Below are 15,693 nucleotides of genomic sequence, written 5' to 3'. Positions count from 1 at the left end.
ATTTTTAAACCTTTTGAAAAAAATTTATAATTTTTTTTAAAGCATTAATCAATAAAACAACATCATTTTTATTATTATGTATACCAATAGAAATTCTTATTACACTTGTTTGTTTAATTTTTTTTAAAGTTAAATCAGCACATAACTTACCAGTTCTAACACAAATATTTTCTTTAGCTAAAAAAGTAACAACATCATGAGCATTAATATTAATTAAATTAAAAGTAATAATATGATGTGCAGAAGGATTATAAATAATAATATTAGGTAATTTTATTAATTGTTCTATAGCATATTGATAAATTTTATACTCATGATCAATAATTTTTTCAAAACCAATATCGGTAATCAATTCTAAAACCTCTTTAAAAGATATAATAGATGAAATATTATAAGTTCCTGCCTCAAATTTATTAACATTAAATTTATATGTAAAATCATTAATATTAAATAATTCAATAATACCACCACCAAGTAATAAGGGGTTCAGTAAATGTAATAAATTATGTTTAACAAATAAAATACCTAAACCAAAAGGACCATACATTTTATGAGCCGAAAAACAAACAAAATCAACACCTAAATTATTAACATCTAAAGGAAAATGACTAACATATTGAGCTGAATCTAAAATAACAAAAGCATTATTACTACTATGAGCCAAATTAGTTATTTCTTTAATAGGAGGTTTATAACCTAAAACATTAGAAATATGAGTCAAAATAACTATTTTAGTTTTTTTATTAAAAACTTTTTGAAAATTATAAAAATTAATTTGATTATTCTCATCTAAAGGAATAAAAACCAATTTAGATTTCGTCTGTTTTGAAACTCTTAGCCAAGGTAAAAAAGCAGAATTATGTTCTAATTCTGAAATAATTATTTCATCTCCCTCTTTTAATAAATGAGATAATCCAAAAGCCAAAATATTTAAAGATTCAGTAGTATTTTTAGTAAAAATAATTTCTTCTGACTGAGAATTAATAAAATAAGCTGTTTTTTTTCTAGTTTTTTCAACTAATAAAGTATTATTTTCACTTAAATCACAAAAAGATTTAGTATTTATACCATTATTATAATAAAAATTTTCTAATGCTAATATCATTTTTTTTGGTTTTAAAGAAGTAGAAGCATGATCAAAATATACTAAATTAGGATTATTTTTAAAAATAGGAAAAAGATATTTAAAATCATTTTTTATCATTTTATTAAAAAACTTTCTTACAAAAATTTAATAAATATTAATAATTTAATTAATAATTAAGAAAATTATTTTTTTTAAAATCTATCTAAAAATAATTAAAGCATTAAATATTTTACCTTTTTTTAATAAAATATATTTATTAAATAAAGAATGTTTTATATTTAAAATTAATTCTGTATTATCTACTATTTGATCAAAAATTTTAATAGCACGACTAGAAATTAATTCTCTAGCTTTATTTTTGGAACTAGTTAATTCAGTCAATACTAAAGCTTCTAATAAGGAAATTGTATCATTAACTTCAATATAATTTAAAGTATATTTTAAAAAACAAAAACTTTGTTCATTTAATTGATCTTTTTTTCCTAAAAATAAAGCTTGACTAGTTTTAAAACAATTTTCAAAAATTTTTTTACCATGAATTAAAGTAATTACTTCCTTAGCTAAAATCTTTTGTGCTAATCTATTTCGAGGATTGGTGATATTTTCTTTTTGTAATGTAATAATTTCTTTTTTAGATAATAAAGTTAAAGATTTTAAATAATTAATAACTTCTTTATCTTCGGTATTTAAAAAATATTGATAAATTTTATAAGGTGAAGTTAATTTTTGATCTAACCATAAAACACCATCTTCACTTTTACCAAATTTATTACCATCAGATTTTAATAATAATGCATTTGTCATACCAACAGGTTTATTATTATCTTGAATTTTATTTATTTTTCTAATTAATTCCAATCCACTAGTAATATTACCCCATTGATCAGAACCACCAAATTGCATTATAACATTTTTATGTTCAAATAAATATTGAAAATCTAAAGATTGTAAAATCATATAAGAAAATTCAGCATATGAAAGTCCTTTTTTCAATCTATTTGAAACTACTTCCTTAGAAAGCATATAATTAATATTAAAAAGTTTACCATATTTTCTTAAAAAATTAATAATATCTATTTTTGAAATCCAATCATAATTATTAACAATTTCAAAAGATATAAAAGATAAAATTTTTTTAAATTGCAAACTAATTTTATTAAAATTATCTAAAATTTGGTTAGAGTCTAATAATTTTCTTTCTTCTATTTTTTTTGGATCACCAATAAAACTAGTTGCCCCCCCCAATAAAACAATAGGGAAATGACCTTTTTTTTGTATCAATAAAAAAGTAATAATTTGAACTAAATGACCTACAGTTAAAGAACCAGCTGTAGTATCAAAACCACAATAAAATTTAATTTTTTTATTACCATCTAATAATGATTTAACTCTTTTTTCATCACTACATTCAGTAATCAAATTACGCCATTTTAATTCTTCAAATAAAGACACATAAATTCTCCTAATAATTTAATGAATAAATTACACGAATATCAATAAAAATTAAAAGTGAGTTTTTTGACTCGCTTTTATAAAATATAAATAAAAAATATAACAAACAAAATCAACTCATAAATTATAAAATAAAAAAAATAAAAAAAATAATAAAAATATTAAAATTTATAAAGCTAATTGCTAAATTATTTTAATTGTAACACAAAAAAATAAAAATTTTATTTTTTTAATATAAAAATAATTAATTAAAAAATAAACAATTTAATAAAAATAAAAATTTGTTAGTTAAATATTTAACTAACAAATTTTTTTATTTAATATATAAATTAAATATATGTTTGGTTAATTTTTAATATCTTATTATTAAAAAATATATTTTTTTTATTTTTGATTTTCGTAAAAAAATGATTAGGAATTTCAAAAATACTTTCATTAGATAAATGTTTTATATTACCAACATATTTACTATAAATATTAAATTTTTCATGTAATATTTTTAATAATAAAGCAGGATTAATCATATCTTTTTTACCCAAATTAATACTTAACTTCAACATATTACGAGAAGGAGCAAAATTTTTTAAATTTTTACTAACAAAATTATTTTTAAAATTATTAATTTCAGAAATTTCTGGATAATTTCTTTTTATTGGCATTATAAGATTTATTAATGCTTTTATAATTTGTTTATTGTCAAAATTATCTAATAAATTTTTTATTAATTCATCATTAATATCTTCTTGTGAATTATTTTTAATAAGTTCAAAAATTTTTTCTTGAAAATTTTTTATTTTTTTTTCTTGAATATCTTTTACTTTAGGCAAAGTTTTAAAAATCAATTTTTCTTTTAAATAATTTTCTAAACTTTTCAATTGTGATAATTTACTTGGAGTAACAAAACTATAAGCTAAACCTTTTAAACCTGCTCTACCAGTTCTACCTATACGATGAACATAAATTTCATTTTGACGTGATAAATCATAATTAATAACCATAGTAATAGAAGAAATATCAATACCTCTAGCTGCAACATCGGTAGCTATTAAAATTTTAATTTTTTGATTACGAAAACTATTCATAACTTGTTGTCTTTGATTTTGTTTTAAATCACCGTGAATAAAATCAACAGAAAAACTATTTTCTTGTAAATAAGCGTTAATTTCATCAACATCTTTTTTTGTATTTGCAAAAATAATAACTGAATTAGGATTTTCTAAATCTAATAAACGAACTAATAATTTTAATTTATCAAATTCTTTAACTAAAAAATAAAATTGTTGTACAGAACTAACAGCAATATTTTTTTGATAAACTTTTAAAACTTTAGGATTATTTTGATATTTATTAGCTATTTTTTGAATAGTATATGGTACAGTAGCAGAAAATAAAACTGTTTGTCTTTTTTTAGGTATTTTTTGTAAAATAGTTTCTAATGCCTCTTGAAAACCCATATTTAACATTTCATCAGCTTCATCTAAAGTTAAAATTTTTAATCCTGAAAAATCAATTTTTTTTCTTTCTAAAAGATCAATAACTCTCCCAGGAGTTGCAATAATTATATGAGGTTTAACATCTAATACTTTAAATTGTTTAATATATGATTCTCCTCCATAAATAACAGCAATTTTAATTTCTTTATAAAATTTAATTAATTTTTTAAATTCTTGAAAAACTTGAAGTGCCAATTCTCTTGTTGGACACAAAATCAAACTTTGCGTTTGTTTTATATTAAGATCGATTTTTTCAATAATAGGTATTCCAAAAGCAAAAGTTTTACCCGTACCAGTTTGAGCTTGACCAATTATATCATAACCTTTAATCATTTCACTAATTACTAAATTTTGAATAGCAGTAGGTTTTAAAAAATTTAATTCTTTTAAAGCTTTTTTTGTTTGTGGTAAAATATTAAAATTTTCGAATAAAATATCCATTGTTACCTCTTTTTTGATATTTATAAAATGTATTTTTTTATCTTTAAATAAGATAAATCTAGTTCATACCTTTATTCATTATAACAAATTAAAATAAAAAAATGAAGTAATTTTAAAAAAAGCTAATTTCCATTCATATTATTCATTAGTAACTATAAATTAATAATTCGTTAAATATTTTAAAAATAAATAGATAAAATCACACACTTTTCCAATAATAAAACTTGAAATAATAATAAAAATGGTAAAAAATGACTAAATTACTAACAAACTAACCACTTAAAATTGTTTTGATAATAAGATACATAAAATTTTTCATTCTAAAAATGAAAAAATTTAGAATTATAGTTAGAGAATTAAAGCAGATTAAAAAAACTATTTAAACAATAATATTAAGCACAATTAATATATATCAATAAATAAAATTTAGATGTGAAATATGCCGAAATGACCAGTAAACTAAACACTGATAATTATTGTGATAATACAATACATAAAATTCTCGGTCTCAAAAAAAGAAAGGATTTTGGATTACAGCACAAAAATTAAAGCAAATTAAGAGGACACTATTAAAACAAGATGATTTTCTAAGATGAAGATATTAATGGAAAAGTTCAAAAACTAACCTAATAAAAAAAATAAGTAATATATAAAAATTAAAGATATAATAGTTAAAATATTTAATTTGAGGTATTTATATATTTTTAACCCTAATATATAAAATTATAAACTTATTTAAAAATTAAGTAAAAAAATCCCAGAATTCACCAAACTAAAAAGTATTCAACTAAGTTCTGGTTATTCCACACTGCATACTAAAAAATATGACAACTAAATAATCTATTAATAATATTGAAGATCAACTTTATCAATTGATATTTTTATTTTTTAAAAAAAATAAAAAGTTAAATTAAACTTTTATAAAAATATTTTTAGAAAGAGAACTAATAAACAGAAAAAGATTATTTTTACTTTTTTTAAAAAATAAAACTAATTTTTAAGTTACTCGAACAATTAAAATCATATTAAATCAAACATAAAAGATGCTTAAAATACAAGTAAACTAATCCCCCTTACAATTTTTTTGAGATAATATAATAAAATACATCAAATTCTCAGTCTTAGAAACACAAGAATTTAAAATTAAAGTAGAGAATTAAAGTGGGGTTTTGAGGGAAAAAAATATTTAACCAAGACGATACCCCACCAAATAAAGATATCAAGGGATAAGTTCGGTAAAGAACATAAGAAAAAAAAAAAATGTAATATCTTACTTAAAGATACGAAAAATAAAATCTTTAATTGGTGGTATTTAAATATTTAATTATTAGATATATTTAAAATGATTAACTTAATTAACTATTAATGCTCAAAAACCCCGATTTCACTAAACTAAGTCATAATTTTGAGTAACTTTTATCTTCCTAAAAATCACTACATTTTTGTAGTTAAAACATTATAACAATAACGGATTCAAGAAAAAAAGTATCATTATTATAGTAGTCGTAGAAAATTCAAACTTAATTTTAGAATAAATTAGGCAAATGAGCCCCCATATCAAGGTAAAGGTTAACGCGTCCTTTTATAAGGTGAAAGATGAAACTAAATTTACAATTTAAATTAACAAAATAAGAGGAAGATTTGATATCCACAATTTAAACTATCACTATTTACAAATTAAGTTTAAAAAGAAAGAATATTGTTGATTTATGAAAAAACCAATTAAAGCCATTAATAATAACAAGTTTCAAATTTCTAACTTAATAAATTTAATTCAGAATACATATTTATTAAAAATTTTTTCAATAATATTATTTTAAAATAAAAAAATATTTTTAATAATTATAAAATAAAAAATTTATTATTTTACTATCTATAAAATCTATTAAATCTATTAAAATATGTGTTTTATTTTTTGCACATAATTTCGCAGGCTTACTACATAAATAACAAATACGAGGTTTTTGTTTTAAAAATGTACGTTCAATTTTTTGATGTTTATTATCAATAACATCTATATCAACTAAAATTAAAATAGGTTCTTTGTTTTCTAAAAATAATATTTGTTGTTTTAATTCAATTAATTGTTTACGTTGAATAATGTCTAAAACAATAATTAAATAATCTCCTATTACATCTTTAATTTGATAAGTTTTTATAATATTTATGTTAATTTTTTTTTTTTGAAAAAAAATAAAAATTTTATTTTTAACTATATATTGAAAAAAAAAACTATATAAATATTTATTTTTATTAAATCCAGGAATATTCAAAGAAACAGTAATTAAACTAGTTTGATATTTTTTTAAAATTTTTTTTTGCATTAAAAAACGTTTCTCTTTAAATTTTAAAATTTTACTAAAAGAAAAATCAAATAATAAATATGATTTAATAATATTTTTTTGATTAATATTTGACATTATTATAAATCAAAAATTATTCCAAAAAATAAGGTTTAACTTTATAAATAACATCAATCAAACTACCATCAATATATTCTATCAAAGCTACTATATGATTTTTATCGTATTCGATAGCTTCTGGTTCTCCTACTATACCATATGCAAAATCTCTTAATTTTTCTATTGTGGTCAAAGATAATTTATTTTTATTTAAAATTTTAATTAAATCTTGTCTTAAAGGATTAACAGCAATACCAACATCAGTAACTACTACATCAACACTATTACCAGGAGTAACTATGGTTTGTACTCTATTAGTTATAGAAGGAATACGACCCCTTATCAAAGGAATAGCAACTATAGAAATATCACTACCGAAAGCCACATCTGAATGACCACCAGAAGCACCTCTAATATAACCATCAGCTCCAGTTAAAACATTAACATTAAAATCAATGTCTACTTCTAAAGCACTTAAAACACCATAATCTAATTTATGAGTTGCACAATTTTTCGCACAATGATTAGCATAAAAAGAAGCAGACATTTCTAAATGATTATTATTTTTTTGCATAGATTCTATTGCATTAGTATCAAAAGATTGTACATCTAATAATTTATCTACTAAACATTCTTTTAATAAATCTACTTGTAGCCCAATAATTCCACCTAAAAAAAAAGAAGCTTTAATATTTTTTTTTAACATTTCTTGTTTTAACATAATTAAAGAAGCTTGGCTAGCTCCACCTGTACCTGTTTGAAAAGAAAAACCATTTTTAAAATTAGGAGTATTTTTAATAATATTTAAAATATTTTCTGCTATTTGAATTTCTTTAGGACTAAATACTGTATGAATTTCTCCTGAAGAAATTTTTGTAGAATCACCAATTTTATCAACTTTAACTACAAAATCAACATATATTTGAGGTATAGAAATAGGATTATTAGGGTAATCAACTAAAGTATCAGTAATAATAACTACTTTATTAGCATATTGAGCATCAATTTGTGCATAACCTAAAGAACCCACTTTGGAATTACCAGTCGATCCGTTAGCATTCCCCATTACATCACTTGTAGAAGCAGCTAAAAAAGCAACATCAATATAAGTATCGCCACTTGTAATAGATCTTGCTCTACCACCATGAGAACGAATTATAACTGGATTAGATAAAAAACCTTCAGAAACAGCATTTCCTAATTTTCCTCTTAAAGCAGAACCCTCTAAACCAATAACAATTCCTTTTTTAATATAATCTACTAAACAATCATGAGATTTAGTAAAAGAAGAAGCGGAAATAGTTAAATTTTTTATTTTTAATTTTTCTATAGCTCGCATAACTTGTTCTACAGTTTTATCACCATGTCTAAAATGATGATGAAAAGAAATAGTCATATTATCTTTTAAACCAGTTTTAATAATAGCTTCTTCTAAAGAATCAAGAATTTTAGTTACTCTTTTACCATAAGTTGGTAAATCTTTTATTAGTTTTATTTTTTTAGAAATTACTTTTCTATTAGGTTCATATATTTGATAATTAACCTTTGTTTTAATTTTTTTTAAAATTTTTTCATCTAAATAATTATTCATTTTTTTCCTCTTAAATTAAAAAATTTTTTCTAAATTATAAATTTGGATATTAGCTTCAATTAATAATTTACGAGAGTGTTCTAAAAAAGGTTTATCAATCATTTGACCATTAAAAGAAAAAACACCTTTTCCAAATTTTAAATGTTTTTGATAAGCATTTAATATATCTAAAGCATTTTGAATTTCTTCATTTGTGGGTGAAAAAATTTTTTTTATAACACGTAATTGTGTTGGATGAATAACTGATTTACCACTAAAGCCCAATTCTTTAGCAAATCTTGTTTCTTTTTCTAAACCTTCTAAATCATTGACATTACCATAAATACAATCAAAAGCATCAATTTTAGCTGCTCTAGCTGCGTGAACAATCATATTACGAGCAAATAATAATTCATGACGATCTTTAGTTTTAGTAGCTTTTAAATCAAATAAATAATCAACTCCACCAAGAGCAATACCAACTACACGCTCGCTAGAGGTAGCTATTTCATAAGCATTTAAAATACCTTTTGCACTTTCTAAAGCACAAAATAAAATAATTTTTTTTGAACGATTAATTTTCTTTTCTATTTTTTCAATATCAGAAATTACTTTGAAAACATCTTTCTTAGTTTCTACTTTAGGTAAACGAATCATATCAACTTTTGAATTTAAAATAAATTCTAAATCTTCTTGATAAAAATCCGTGTCCCAACTATTTATACGTACAGCAGTTTCAATCCCATATTTATTATATTCAAAAAAATTAATCATTTTTTGAGTTAATTGCCTTGCGGCATCTTTTTGATCAATATGTATAGAATCTTCTAAATCAAACATTACAGTATCTGGACAATAAGTAATGACATCTTTAAAAAAAGAAGCATTATTGCCAGGAACAAACAACATTGTTCTCCTAATATTATTCAATTTTTATTCTCCTTTAAAAATTTTATATTTTTTAATTAAAATTATATTTAAGACGCTCGATTAAATGCTGTTATTAATCTCGCAACTAAAACAGCATCTATAGCTCCTTGATCTTGAATAATTAAATTACATTGTTCTATATTAAAATTATCTAAAGTTTCTAAAGCTACTTTTTTAATTCTTTTTCCAAATTGTCTAATAAAAGGAGATTTTATAAAAATATTAATTTTTTTTTCTGTATTAGGTTCAATAGTAACTAAAACATCACTTGATTCTAAAGAACCACAAAAAGCCATTTTTTTAATTAAAATAGGAGTATTATTTTTTTTATATGCAATCACACAAACCTCTTTTATAAGATATTTTTTTTACTTTTTCAACATATTTTTTAGCTAAATCAGAAATTTCTTGATCTGTAGTTTGAATATCAGCTCCTCCTAATTTACCAGTTATACCAACTGCATAAACACCAGAATCAAAATAATCATTAATATTGTCTAAATAAATACCACCAGTAGCTAAAATTTTAAAATTATTAGGAAAAGGATTTGAAATTAATTTTAAAGCTTCTGTCGATAAAGAAATAGCAGGGTAAAACTTTAATAATTGTGCACCTTTTTGATATGCTTGATACATCTCATTAACAGTCATTACACCAGGGGCATATAAAATATCATTTTCTAAAGACCATTTTAAAATCTCTTTTGTGAAAACTGGTGATACTAAATATTGAGCTCCTGCTTGTACAGCTTTTTTTGCTTCTTCTAAAATTAAAACTGTTCCTGCTCCAACAATTACTTCTGGATATTCTTTCCTAGTTTCAGTAATAATTTGATAAACATTAGGAGTAGTTAAAGTTATTTCTATAAATTTAAAACCACTTTTAATGGTATTTTGAATTATTCTTTTAGCATTATTAGAATCATTAGTTCTAATTATTACAGACAAAGGATTCTCATTGAAAAGACGTAAATGTTTTTTTATATTCTTCATTTTATTAAATTTCCTTCATGATATTATTCTTAAAATAAATTATTACAATTTTATTTTATAATATTTTTTTAAAATTTAACAAAAATTCTTGAAATTTTTTTAATTTTTATTTCATTTTCTAAAACAAAAAAACCCTACAAAAGAGTTCTAATTAAATAAATTATTTAATTTTATTTAAAAAATTCTAAAATTTTGTTAAAACAAAATACTCATAATTGCAAAAAATATAAATTTATTAAAATAAAAAATATTAAATGGAGGCCCTGAACGGATTCGAACCGATGATCAAGCTTTTGCAGAGCCATGCCTTACCGCTTGGCTACAGGGCCTGATATTTATAACATTCATAAATATAAAATAAAAAAATAATTATAAATATAGTAATTTTTTTATTTTTTTTCTTTATGAATAGTATATTTACGTAAAAAAGGACAATACTTTTTAAATTTTAAAAAGGGTGTAGTTTTCTTTTTATCAGTATGATAATTTTCTCTACCACATTCAGTACATATTAATTTAACTAAAACTCGCATATTAAAATATTTTCCTTTTTCAAAAAATTTTATAAATATTTTATTTTAATCATATTCATTTAAACAATGCTTTTTAACAAATAAAAAAATATAAGTAAAAAAAGTAGTTAAACTAAATAAACTTCCTATATATTTAAAAGTTTTTTTATATCCCACATATTTAAATTTAACTATTTTTGTTTTATCATCAGAAGATGAAATTTTTTTTTCTTTTCCTTCGAAGGGTGAGAAAAAAAAATAAGGATAATATTGAATAGGATCTTTTTCAATTTCTTTTTTCGTAAAAGAGTTATATTCAATAAAATTAAAATAACCATAAAATAAAAAAAATAAAGCATAAATACTAGGATGAATCAGAGCAATCCAAATATTTTTATAAGATATTGTTTTTTTATATAAAAAAAAATAAAAAAATAAAAAAAATATTGGATTAATAGTATGTTCTAATTGAGATAATAAATTTTTTAAATTTAACTTGTAAAAAAAATTTATAATGCTTCTTTTATTAATAATAAAATGATAAATCATACCAGTCATCATAATATCAATTAAACCAATAAAAACTAAATAACTATACCAATCATATTTTTTTTTTTTAAAAAAATATAACAAATAAATGATAAAAATTAGTATATTACTTTGTTTAGTAAAAAACCAAATTAACGAAATAGGAGTATTAAAAGGATAAAAACCTTTTTTATATTCAAATTGAGTTGTACAATCTTTTGGGTTATAAAATCTACTATTGTTAATTTTTTTAACACATTCTTCAATAATTTTATTATCAAATTCTAAAACATAAATATTTAAAAAAAAACTAATCAAAGCAACTAAAACAAAAAAAAATAATATATAACTCTTGTATTTAGATTTTAAATATAAAAACTTTTTAAAAATCATTTAGCAATTTCCTTTAATATTAATATAAATTTAATCATTTATATATTAAATTATTAATAATTAAAAGTAAAAATTAATATAAATTAATAATTATTTTTGTTTTTTGAAAAAACAGGTTTAATAACATTTTGATGTAAAGATTCTGGATAAGGATAAGATTGTTCTCTCATTTTTTTAAATAAAACATAAATAACACCAGATTCAAAATCAATACGAGTAACTACTCCTATTTCTTTTTCATTATCAACTTTTACTTTTTCACCTATTAAAAAAGTTTTTTTATTACTTAACACTAATTAATAAAACCTTTCTATTAAAAAATTTTTTAAATCATCATTAAAAAATAATTATAAATACAATAAATAATATTTAAATAAAAATAGAAGATCAATTTTTCTGTAATAAAATAAATTTTTTTAAAAAAAATTAAAATCAAAAATCAAATTAAAATAAATCAAATTTACAATAATATAAATATTTTTAATTCTTTTTAACTTGATTAAACAAATATTTAAATTTTTTACTCATTTTAAAACAAGGATTTTTTTTAGAAGAAATGGTAATTGGCATTCCTGTTCTTGGATGTTTTGATTCACGTTCTTTGCTTATTTTAGCTTCAAAAGTACCAAAACCAGTAATCAAAATTTTTTCATCTTGTAATAAAGTTGTTCTGACAACATCAATAAAAGTGTTTATAATTTTTTTTCCTTCTTTTTCAGTAGTTTCTAATTTCTTAGATAATTGTTTTATAAGTTCAGTTTTATTCATTAAATAAAATTCTCCTTTATTTATATTTTTTTATATACAAAACTATCAAAATAAATTATAACATAAAAAATATTGAAATTCAAAAATTATTAATAAAATAAAGAAATTTTAAAATATTTTTTCTAATTTTAAAGGTCTTTTAAATAAATTATTCAATATTATTTCAATAGATTTATAATTAAAAATCATTTGATAAGCTTCTTTTACTATTGGTAAATCTATTTTTTTTTCTAAAGATAAAAAATAAAAAGCTTTTAAATTATTAATTCCTTCAATTGTTTGGGAAGAATTTTTAATAATGTCTTTTACATCCTCACCTAATCCAATTTTTTTACCCGCTTGATAATTCCTTGAATTCTCATTAAAAGCAGTAACCATTAAATCTCCTAATCCTGTTAATCCAAAAACAGTTTTTTTATCGCCTTTAAAAAAATCAACTACTTTTGTCATTTCTAATAAACCTCTAGAAAGAAAACCAGCTTTAAAATTATAACCAAAATCAAAATTATCTAAAACACCACTAATTAAAGCTAAAACATTCTTAAAAGCACTACAAATTTCTACTCCATATAAATCATTAGAAGAATAAACTCTTAAATACTTAGGATTGTAAAAAATTTTTTGTACTTTAGAAGCAAATGAATAATCAAAAGATGCCGCCACTAATAAAGTTAATTTTCTTAAAATAAGTTCTTCAGCATGTGATGGTCCCATAACGCAAGCATAATTTTTAATGTTTTGAATTGTTATTTCTTCTTGAACAATTTGATAAATAATTTTATAATTTTCTATTTCCATACCTTTAGAAACATTAATAAAATATTTAGGATATGATATAATTTTATTAATTTTTTTTAAAGTTAAACGCATAACTCTAGTTGGTAAAGACAAAATAATAAAATCTGAATGTTCTAAAGTTTCACTTAAAGAAACAGTAGCTTTTATATCTTTCAAAATATGATTAAAAATAGGATGTTGGCCATTATTAATTTTATTAACATATTCTAAATTTATATCATTAATTAATATTTGATGATCATTATCAGTTAAAAGTTGAGCTAGAGTAGAACCCCAAGCTCCTCCGCCAATAATAGATATTTTCATAAATCTTTTATTTCCTTTGGTTTAAATATAATCTTTAAAGGAACTCCTTCTAAATTTAAATTTTTTCTAAATTGATTTTTTAAAAATCTTTCATAAGAAAAATGAATGAATTTCGGATTGTTCACAAAACAAACAAATTCTGGAAATTTATTTTTAGTTTGAGTAATATAATTAAATTTCGCTTTACCTTTATGAAAAGAAGATATTGAATGTATTAAAATAGACTCTTGTAAAATATTATTTAAAATATAATTAGAAAATTTTTGTGTATAATTTAAAAAAATTTGATTTAAAAGATTCAATAATTTTTCTTTTTTATGTTTATTTTCATTTTTAGCAGATAAAAAAACAATAGGAACATAATTTAAAAATTGAAATTCATCTCTAATTTTATTTATAAAATATTTCATTTGATTAGAATCTTCTGTTTTTATTAAATCCCATTTATTAACAATAATAATACAAGCTTTATTATATTCCAAAATCAAACCTGCTATATTTTTATCTTGTTCAGTTATACCTCTATCAGCATCTAAAACTAAACAAGCAATATCAGAACGTCCTAAAGCACTTAAAGCTCTTAAAACACTATACTTATCTTCTTGTTCATAAATTTTTCCTCTTTTTTTTATACCAGCAGTATCAATTACTTGATAAATTTTTTCCCCTTTTTGAAAAAAAGTATCAACAGAATCAGTTGTAGTTCCAGAAATATCAGATACAACCATTCTTTCTTGTGATAAAATCATATTAGTTAAAGTAGATTTACCTACATTAGGACGACCTAAAAAGCAAAATTTAATAACTGAATCTTTTGAAAAATATTTTTTTTTATGATGAAAAAAAATTATTTTATCTAATAAATCACCTATACCAATTCCATGATTAGCACTAACGACATTAACATTTTTAAAACCTAAAGAATAAAAATCATAAGTATTAGATAATAAATCTTTATTATCAATTTTATTAATTACTAAAATAACAGGTTTTTTTGTTTTAAGTAAAATTTTAGCAATATACATATCTCCTTGATGTACAAAAATACGTCCATCAACAACAAATAAAATTAAATTAGCTTCATCAATCGCTAATTGAACTTGATATTTAATTTTTTTTAAAAAAGGAGTATTTTTAATTTCTATACCACCTGTATCAATGATATCAAAACTTTTCGTTAACCATTCTGCTTGAGCATAAATTCTATCTCTAGTAATACCAGGTTTATCATGAACAATAGATAAACGTTTTTTTAAAATACGGTTAAATATACTAGATTTACCAACATTAGGTCTTCCTACAATAGCAACTTTAAAATTCATTTTTATTTAATAATTTATTTTTTTGTAAAATTAAATTATGAATTCGATTTACTGTTTCAATAATATTAATGTCAGTTGTATCTAATAAAACAGCATCTTCGGCTTTTTTTAAAGGAGAAATAAATCGGTTAATATCTTTTTGATCACGTAATTTAATATTATCAGCTATTTTTTGTAATTGATCAACACTAGTATTACTTTTATATTCGTTTAGTCTACGAAAAATTCTTTTTTCAATATTAGCTGTTAAAAAAATTTTTAAATCTGCATTTGGCATTACTATAGTTCCAATATCTCTACCATCCATAATCAAATAAGAATTATTTTTTATAATTTCTTGTTGTAATAATAAAAGTTTTTTTCTGACAAGAAATAAAGAAGATACTAAAGATACTTTATTATCGATTTCTATTCTTTTTAATTTTACATCTAAACACATTTTTTGATAATTACAATAAATATGATTTTTTTCATAATAAATATTACAATCATTTAATAAAGGTTTTAAATAATTTTCTTCAGTTATTTTTGACCAATCTACTTTATTTTTAATTAAATATAATGTAATAACACGAAACATTAAACCAGTATCAATATGAATAAAATTTAATTTTTCAGAAATTAATTTACAAATTGTACTTTTACCTGATGCTGCAGGCCCATCAATAGCTATTTTAAATCCCTTCATGAAAACTCCT

At 20.8% G+C, this 15,693-nt stretch carries 15 protein-coding genes and 1 tRNA gene; all 16 read right to left on the bottom strand.

What is annotated here, in order from left to right; translation table 11 throughout:
• Positions 1-4: 4 nt before the first annotated feature.
• Complete coding sequence (locus V9D86_RS00730) at positions 5-1,204, bottom strand: aminotransferase class V-fold PLP-dependent enzyme (protein WP_334330892.1); 1,200 nt, start codon at positions 1,202-1,204, stop codon at positions 5-7.
• A gap of 81 nt (positions 1,205-1,285) precedes the next feature.
• Positions 1,286-2,539, bottom strand: coding sequence for a tyrosine--tRNA ligase (gene tyrS / locus V9D86_RS00725; RefSeq protein WP_334330891.1), 1,254 nt, complete (start codon positions 2,537-2,539; stop codon positions 1,286-1,288).
• A gap of 329 nt (positions 2,540-2,868) precedes the next feature.
• On the bottom strand, positions 2,869-4,473 hold the full coding sequence (locus V9D86_RS00720) for a DEAD/DEAH box helicase (protein WP_334330890.1): 1,605 nt from the start codon (positions 4,471-4,473) through the stop codon (positions 2,869-2,871).
• 1,835 nt (positions 4,474-6,308) lie between these two features.
• Entirely contained in the window at positions 6,309-6,893 is a 585-nt protein-coding gene (gene citX, locus V9D86_RS00715) for a citrate lyase holo-[acyl-carrier protein] synthase (RefSeq protein ID WP_334330889.1), read from the bottom strand.
• A 16-nt stretch (positions 6,894-6,909) separates the two neighbouring features.
• Positions 6,910-8,466, bottom strand: coding sequence for a citrate lyase subunit alpha (gene citF / locus V9D86_RS00710; RefSeq protein WP_334330888.1), 1,557 nt, complete (start codon positions 8,464-8,466; stop codon positions 6,910-6,912).
• A 15-nt stretch (positions 8,467-8,481) separates the two neighbouring features.
• Positions 8,482-9,375 carry an HpcH/HpaI aldolase/citrate lyase family protein gene (locus V9D86_RS00705; RefSeq protein WP_334330887.1) on the bottom strand — a complete coding sequence of 298 codons (894 nt, stop codon included), beginning with the start codon at positions 9,373-9,375 and terminating at the stop codon, positions 8,482-8,484.
• 47 nt (positions 9,376-9,422) lie between these two features.
• On the bottom strand, positions 9,423-9,716 hold the full coding sequence (gene citD / locus V9D86_RS00700) for a citrate lyase acyl carrier protein (protein WP_334330886.1): 294 nt from the start codon (positions 9,714-9,716) through the stop codon (positions 9,423-9,425).
• On the bottom strand, positions 9,703-10,368 hold the full coding sequence (locus V9D86_RS00695; protein WP_334330885.1) for a bifunctional 4-hydroxy-2-oxoglutarate aldolase/2-dehydro-3-deoxy-phosphogluconate aldolase: 666 nt from the start codon (positions 10,366-10,368) through the stop codon (positions 9,703-9,705). The genes citD and V9D86_RS00695 overlap by 14 nt, the downstream gene beginning before the upstream one ends.
• Positions 10,369-10,623: 255 nt before the next feature.
• A tRNA-Cys gene (locus V9D86_RS00690) sits at positions 10,624-10,697 on the bottom strand.
• 60 nt (positions 10,698-10,757) lie between these two features.
• The gene (gene rpmG / locus V9D86_RS00685; protein ID WP_334330884.1) at positions 10,758-10,901 is read right to left on the bottom strand and encodes a 50S ribosomal protein L33; all 144 of its coding nucleotides are present in this window, start codon (positions 10,899-10,901) and stop codon (positions 10,758-10,760) included.
• A gap of 45 nt (positions 10,902-10,946) precedes the next feature.
• Entirely contained in the window at positions 10,947-11,801 is an 855-nt protein-coding gene (locus tag V9D86_RS00680; RefSeq protein ID WP_334330883.1) for a hypothetical protein, read from the bottom strand.
• Positions 11,802-11,884: 83 nt separating this feature from the next.
• Positions 11,885-12,094, bottom strand: coding sequence for a hypothetical protein (locus V9D86_RS00675; protein WP_334330882.1), 210 nt, complete (start codon positions 12,092-12,094; stop codon positions 11,885-11,887).
• A gap of 187 nt (positions 12,095-12,281) precedes the next feature.
• Positions 12,282-12,569 carry an HU family DNA-binding protein gene (locus tag V9D86_RS00670; RefSeq protein ID WP_334330881.1) on the bottom strand — a complete coding sequence of 96 codons (288 nt, stop codon included), beginning with the start codon at positions 12,567-12,569 and terminating at the stop codon, positions 12,282-12,284.
• Positions 12,570-12,677: 108 nt separating this feature from the next.
• Positions 12,678-13,673: an NAD(P)H-dependent glycerol-3-phosphate dehydrogenase gene (locus V9D86_RS00665; RefSeq protein ID WP_334330880.1), complete on the bottom strand. Its 996-nt coding sequence runs from the start codon at positions 13,671-13,673 to the stop codon at positions 12,678-12,680.
• Positions 13,670-14,995: a ribosome biogenesis GTPase Der gene (gene der, locus V9D86_RS00660; protein WP_334330879.1), complete on the bottom strand. Its 1,326-nt coding sequence runs from the start codon at positions 14,993-14,995 to the stop codon at positions 13,670-13,672. The genes V9D86_RS00665 and der overlap by 4 nt, the downstream gene beginning before the upstream one ends.
• Positions 14,985-15,683: a (d)CMP kinase gene (cmk, locus tag V9D86_RS00655; RefSeq protein WP_334330878.1), complete on the bottom strand. Its 699-nt coding sequence runs from the start codon at positions 15,681-15,683 to the stop codon at positions 14,985-14,987. Before cmk ends, der begins: the two co-directional genes overlap by 11 nt.
• Positions 15,684-15,693 lie beyond the last annotated feature (10 nt).

Origin of the sequence: Candidatus Phytoplasma prunorum (assembly GCF_036924415.2) — a bacterium.
Lineage (GTDB): Bacteria > Bacillota_I > Bacilli_A > Acholeplasmatales > Acholeplasmataceae > Phytoplasma > Phytoplasma prunorum.
Note: the sequence above shows the minus strand (reverse complement) of the source record. Positions and strands in the feature narration are given on the sequence as shown.

Bases quoted from the DNA above. Each gene is read 5' to 3' on its own strand.
- cmk (WP_334330878.1), bottom strand. From the start codon at position 15,683: ATGAAGGGATTTAAAATAGCTATTGATGGGCCTGCAGCATCAGGTAAA.
- V9D86_RS00720 (WP_334330890.1), bottom strand. From the start codon at position 4,473: ATGGATATTTTATTCGAAAATTTTAATATTTTACCACAAACAAAAAAA.
- V9D86_RS00680 (WP_334330883.1), bottom strand. From the start codon at position 11,801: ATGATTTTTAAAAAGTTTTTATATTTAAAATCTAAATACAAGAGTTAT.
- V9D86_RS00670 (WP_334330881.1), bottom strand. From the start codon at position 12,569: ATGAATAAAACTGAACTTATAAAACAATTATCTAAGAAATTAGAAACT.
- rpmG (WP_334330884.1), bottom strand. From the start codon at position 10,901: ATGCGAGTTTTAGTTAAATTAATATGTACTGAATGTGGTAGAGAAAAT.
- V9D86_RS00730 (WP_334330892.1), bottom strand. From the start codon at position 1,204: ATGATAAAAAATGATTTTAAATATCTTTTTCCTATTTTTAAAAATAAT.
- der (WP_334330879.1), bottom strand. From the start codon at position 14,995: ATGAATTTTAAAGTTGCTATTGTAGGAAGACCTAATGTTGGTAAATCT.
- citX (WP_334330889.1), bottom strand. From the start codon at position 6,893: ATGTCAAATATTAATCAAAAAAATATTATTAAATCATATTTATTATTT.
- V9D86_RS00665 (WP_334330880.1), bottom strand. From the start codon at position 13,673: ATGAAAATATCTATTATTGGCGGAGGAGCTTGGGGTTCTACTCTAGCT.
- V9D86_RS00695 (WP_334330885.1), bottom strand. From the start codon at position 10,368: ATGAAGAATATAAAAAAACATTTACGTCTTTTCAATGAGAATCCTTTG.
- citF (WP_334330888.1), bottom strand. From the start codon at position 8,466: ATGAATAATTATTTAGATGAAAAAATTTTAAAAAAAATTAAAACAAAG.